General features: G+C 52.6%; 5 protein-coding genes. 1 reads left to right on the forward strand and 4 read right to left on the reverse strand.

What is annotated here, in order from left to right:
* Window positions 1-90: 90 nt before the first annotated feature.
* Genes ACTHS3_RS04090 through ybeY form a run of 3 tightly spaced genes read right to left on the reverse strand, consistent with a single transcriptional unit; the run spans window position 91 to window position 2,184 of the window.
* Window positions 91-828 carry a methionine ABC transporter ATP-binding protein gene (locus ACTHS3_RS04090; protein WP_004519679.1) on the reverse strand — a complete coding sequence of 246 codons (738 nt, stop codon included), beginning with the start codon at window positions 826-828 and terminating at the stop codon, window positions 91-93.
* A complete protein-coding gene (locus ACTHS3_RS04095; protein WP_049344871.1) occupies window positions 825-1,667 on the reverse strand; it encodes an HlyC/CorC family transporter in 843 nt (280 codons plus the stop codon). The genes ACTHS3_RS04090 and ACTHS3_RS04095 overlap by 4 nt, the downstream gene beginning before the upstream one ends.
* A 1-nt stretch (window position 1,668) precedes the next feature.
* Entirely contained in the window at window positions 1,669-2,184 is a 516-nt protein-coding gene (gene ybeY / locus ACTHS3_RS04100) for an rRNA maturation RNase YbeY (RefSeq protein ID WP_440367225.1), read from the reverse strand.
* Window positions 2,185-2,302: 118 nt separating this feature from the next.
* Between ybeY and hemC the strand changes: the two genes are divergently transcribed.
* Window positions 2,303-3,238 carry a hydroxymethylbilane synthase gene (gene hemC / locus ACTHS3_RS04105; protein ID WP_440367226.1) on the forward strand — a complete coding sequence of 312 codons (936 nt, stop codon included), beginning with the start codon at window positions 2,303-2,305 and terminating at the stop codon, window positions 3,236-3,238.
* Between the two features lie 62 nt (window positions 3,239-3,300).
* Here hemC and trhP read toward each other — a convergent pair whose 3' ends face one another.
* Window positions 3,301-4,656 (reverse strand): prephenate-dependent tRNA uridine(34) hydroxylase TrhP, encoded by a 1,356-nt coding sequence (trhP, locus tag ACTHS3_RS04110; protein WP_003748589.1) that lies wholly within the window; start codon window positions 4,654-4,656, stop codon window positions 3,301-3,303.
* Window positions 4,657-4,683: the final 27 nt, after the last annotated feature.

The following is a 4,683-nucleotide window of genomic DNA, read 5'->3' on the forward strand; positions in this document are numbered from 1 at the left end:
ATAATAAAGGTTTCGCCCAAGGCTTGGATAATTTCGCCCTTCATGCTGACGATGGTCTCAACAGCACTTTCAAATGTTAAATCTGCCATATTAGTCCTCTCGAATCAGCTCTTGCCCGATTTCGGATTGGGCATGGATTTGGTTGCCGTGTACTTCAACGATTTCCAGCAGACGGCCTTTATCCAAGAGGGCGGCACGGTCGCACAGGCGGCGGATAACGCTCATTTCGTGGGTAACGATGACGATGGTTACGTTGAAACGTCGGTTGATGTCTTCCAAACATTTCAAAACGCTGCGCGTAGTGGCGGGGTCGAGGGCGGAAGTGGGTTCGTCGGCGAGGATGACTTGAGGTTGCGGCGCCAGCGCACGGGCAATGCCGACACGTTGTTTTTGACCGCCGGAAAGTTGGGACGGGTAATGGTTGGCACGGTCTTGCAAGTCGACAATTTCCAAACATTCTTCAACACGCGCTTGGATTTTTTTAGACGGCCATTTGGCAATTTCTAAAGGGAAGGCGACGTTTTCGGCAACGGTACGGTTGCTCAATAGGTTGAACTGTTGGAATACCATGCCGATGTTTTGTCGGGCGTGGCGCAGTTGCGTGGCGTTGAGTGCGGTCAGCTCTTGGCCGCACACGCTGACGGTACCTGTATCCGGACGTTCCAATAAGTTAATCAGGCGCAGCAGGGTGGATTTGCCTGCGCCGGAATAGCCCATCAAGCCAAAGATTTCACCCTGTTTGATTTCGAGGCTGGTCGGCTCGACGGCGACAAAGTCTTTGTTGTCGCGTGTTTGATAGTGTTTGGAGACGTGATCCAGAATAATCATGGTTTATCCGTGTTTTCTTTAATTCGTGTGGCCATCAGGGTGTGCAGACGGCGGTTGTCGGCGCGTGCGACGGTAAATTGCAGGCTGCCGATGATGACTTTTTCGCCGCGTACGGGCAGGTGTCCCAATTCTTGAATGACCAGGCCACCGATGGTATCGGCTTCTTCGCTGCTGTATTCCGTACCGAAGAAGGTGTTGATGTCTTTGATTTCGGTGGCAGCGTGGATGCGCCAGCGTTCGGAAGAAACGGCGTGGATATTGTCGGCGCTGTCGTCTTCATCAAATTCGTCTTCGATGTCGCCGACGATTTGCTCGATGATGTCTTCAAAGGTTACCAGGCCGGATGTACCGCCGTATTCGTCAATGACAATCGCCATGTGGTTGCGTTGTTCGCGGAATTCTTTTAAAAGGGAGGCCAGTGATTTGCCTTCGGGGACGAAAACGGCAGGGCGCAAGACGGATTTCAGGTGGAACTGCTCGGGGTTGAACATATATTTGAGCAGGTCTTTGGCGTGCAAAATGCCCAAAACTTCGTCTTTGTCTTCGCCGATGACGGGGAAACGCGAATGGGCGGTTTCGATGATGTAGGCCGTGATGCGCTCGATGCTGTCGTTTTCTTTCAATACGTTCATGCGGCTGCGCGTAATCATGGCATCGCGCACTTCCAGCTCGGCAAAGTCCAATACTTTTTCCAGCCGGGTCAGTGTGTCGGCATCAAAAACTTCCTGCTCGTGCGCTTGGCGCAGCAGGGTCAATACGTCTTCGGCGGAATCAGGCTCGCCGGCAAGTCGGGAGATTAGGCGTTCGAAAAACTTGGGTTTCGACTGCGTACCGTCCATTTTAATATTCGTCCTCTTGGTAGGGGTTGGGGAAGCCTGCCGCCAGCATCAGGCGGATTTCTTCGGCTTCCATTATTTCGGCTTCATTGTCTTCGATGTGGTCGTAGCCCATCAGGTGTAAAGTACCGTGTATGGTCAGGTGGGCAAAATGCTGCTCAGGTGTTTTGCCTTGTTCGGCGGCCTCTTTCAAAACCACTTGCGGACAAATCACCAAATCACCATACAAGCCGTCTGAAAACTGGTCGGGCAGGATTTCGCCTTCGTTGAGCGCAAAACTCAATACATTGGTGGCGTAATCTTTGCCGCGGTAGTCGCGGTTGTAGGCGCGGGCTTCTTCTTCGTCCAGAAGAATCAGGCTGATGTCAGCGCGGCGGTATTCGTTTTTCAAGGCAGACCATGCCCAGCGGTAAAAATCGCGTTCGCTCGGAAGGTCGGCGGCGGAAGAGGCGTTTTCAAAGTTCAGATGAAAACGTTGCCGCTGTAAGGATAAAAAAGGATATTTTTTGGCGCGTTTCATGTTGTCCGGAAAATTTGGTTTTTAGGTGTAAATATAACATATTCACCCACATGCCGTCTGAAAAACCGCCCAAAATATGATAGACTTCATGCCGTTTTCCATCTTTCAGGCAACCATTATGAACCCGAAAAAACTCGTTATCGCCAGTCGCGAAAGCCTGCTTGCCATGTGGCAGGCAAAACACATCCAAGGCCGTCTGAAAGCCCTGTATCCCGATTGCGAAGTCGAGATTTTGGGCATGACCACGCGCGGCGACCAGATTTTGGATAGAACTTTGTCAAAGGTCGGCGGTAAAGGCTTGTTTGTCAAAGAGTTGGAACAGGCTTTGTATGACGGCCGGGCTGATTTGGCCGTGCATTCGATTAAAGACGTACCGATGGATTTGCCTGAAGGTTTCGCGCTTGCAGCCATCGGCGAACGCGCCAATCCGTTTGACGCATTTGTGTCCAACCAATACGCGCGTCTGGAAGAAATGCCCAAAGGCGCCGTCGTCGGCACATCCAGCCTGCGCCGCGAAGCCCAGTTGCGCGCGCGCTATCCGCATTTGGTCATCAAACCTTTGCGCGGCAATGTGCAAACCCGTTTGTCCAAACTCGATAACGGCGAATACGACGCGATTATCTTGGCTGCCGCCGGTTTGCAGCGTCTGGAATTGGACGAACGCATCCGCATGATTTTGTCGGAATCCGACAGTCTGCCTGCCGCCGGACAAGGTGCATTGGGTATTGAAATTGCAGCGCATCGCGAAGATTTGTACGAAGTCTTGAAGCCGTTAAACCACGATACCACACACGCCTGCGTTACAGCCGAACGCGCATTGGCACGTGCTTTGGGCGGAAGCTGCCAAGTGCCGCTGGCCGCATATTGCACTGAAGAAAACGGCTTGCTGACCTTGCGCGGCTTGGTCGGCCATCCCGACGGCTCGGTCATTTTGCAGGCGGACGCGCAAGCACCTGCCGAATACGCCGATGCTTTGGGTCGCGCTGTCGCCAAAAAACTGTCAGATGACGGTGCGGAAGAATTGATTGCCGCCGTATTGCAAGAACAGGCTTAAAACAGCATAGATAATGTAAAAGGCCGTCTGAAACTTTCAGACGGCCTTTGTTTGGTTGATGCTTAAGGATTCATAATCCGCGCAACCAAAGCTTTTTCTTTGCCTTGCATATTCGGGATTTTGACCTGAATGCCGTTGCCTGGGGCAACATCGACAGGCTGACCTTTGCGGGTCATTTGTTCCAATTTGATGGTTTGGTTGCCGCTCGGGTGGATGATTTCGAGTGAATCGCCGACTGCAAAGCGGTTTTTGACTTCGATGGTCGCCCAGCCGTTTTCATCGATTTCGGTAACGTGGCCGACATATTGGCTTTGTTTGGCGATAGAGTGGCCGGTCAGGTAGTTTTGGTAATCCTGAGTTTGGTGGCGCTCAAGGAAGCCGCTGGTGTAGCCGCGGTTGGCAAGGCCTTCGAGTTCGCTCAACAGGCTGTAATCAAACGGACGGCCTGCGACGGCATCATCAATCGCTTTGCGGTAGGACTGGGCGACGCGGGCGACGTAATAGAGCGACTTGGTACGGCCTTCGACTTTGAGACTGTCCACGCCGATTTTGGCCAGTTTCTCAACCACTTCAATGCCGCGCAGGTCTTTGGAGTTCATGATGTAGGTGCCGTGTTCGTCTTCCATAATCGGCATCATTTCGCCCGGGCGGTTGGACTCTTCAATCAGGAAAACTTTATCGGCGTAGGGATGGCGTTTTTGACCGTTGATGCCTTCGAAGTTTTGGTTGGCTTCTTCTTGGGCTTTTTCAAAGTTGAAACCTTGCAGAAGCTGGGCATCACCCGCGTCGCTTTCGACGGCGTTGTGGACTTTGTAGTCCCAACGGCAGGAGTTGGTGCAGGTGCCTTGGTTGGGGTCGCGGTGGTTGAAGTAGCCCGACAATAGGCAACGGCCGGAGTAAGCGATGCACAATGCGCCGTGGATGAAGACTTCAAGCTCGATGTCGGGACATTCTTGGCGGATTTCGGCGATTTCTTCCATGCTCAATTCACGCGACAGAATAATGCGTTCAACGCCGATGTTCTGCCAGAATTTTACGCCCCAGTAGTTGGTGGTGTTGGCCTGTACGGACAGGTGAATCGGCATTTCCGGCCATTTTTCGCGCACGGTCATGATCAAACCCGGATCCGCCATAATCAGCGCATCGGGTTTCATGGCAATCAAAGGCTCCATATCGGAAACGAAGGTTTTGAGCTTGGAGTTGTGCGGCAGCGTATTGACGGTCAGGAAGAATTTTTTGTTGCGCTCGTGCGCTTCTTTAATGCCTTGCTCGAGGACGTCGAGTTTGGCAAATTCGTTGTTGCGGGCGCGCAGGGAGTAACGCGGGCTGCCGGCGTAAACGGCGTCTGCGCCGTAATCGTAGGCGGCACGCATACGTTCGAGGCCGCCTGCAGGCAATAAGAGTTCGGGTGCTTTCATGTTTTATGCTTTTTAAAATGTTTTCAG

The sequence above is a fragment of the Neisseria sp. P0009.S007 genome, assembly GCF_051962515.1.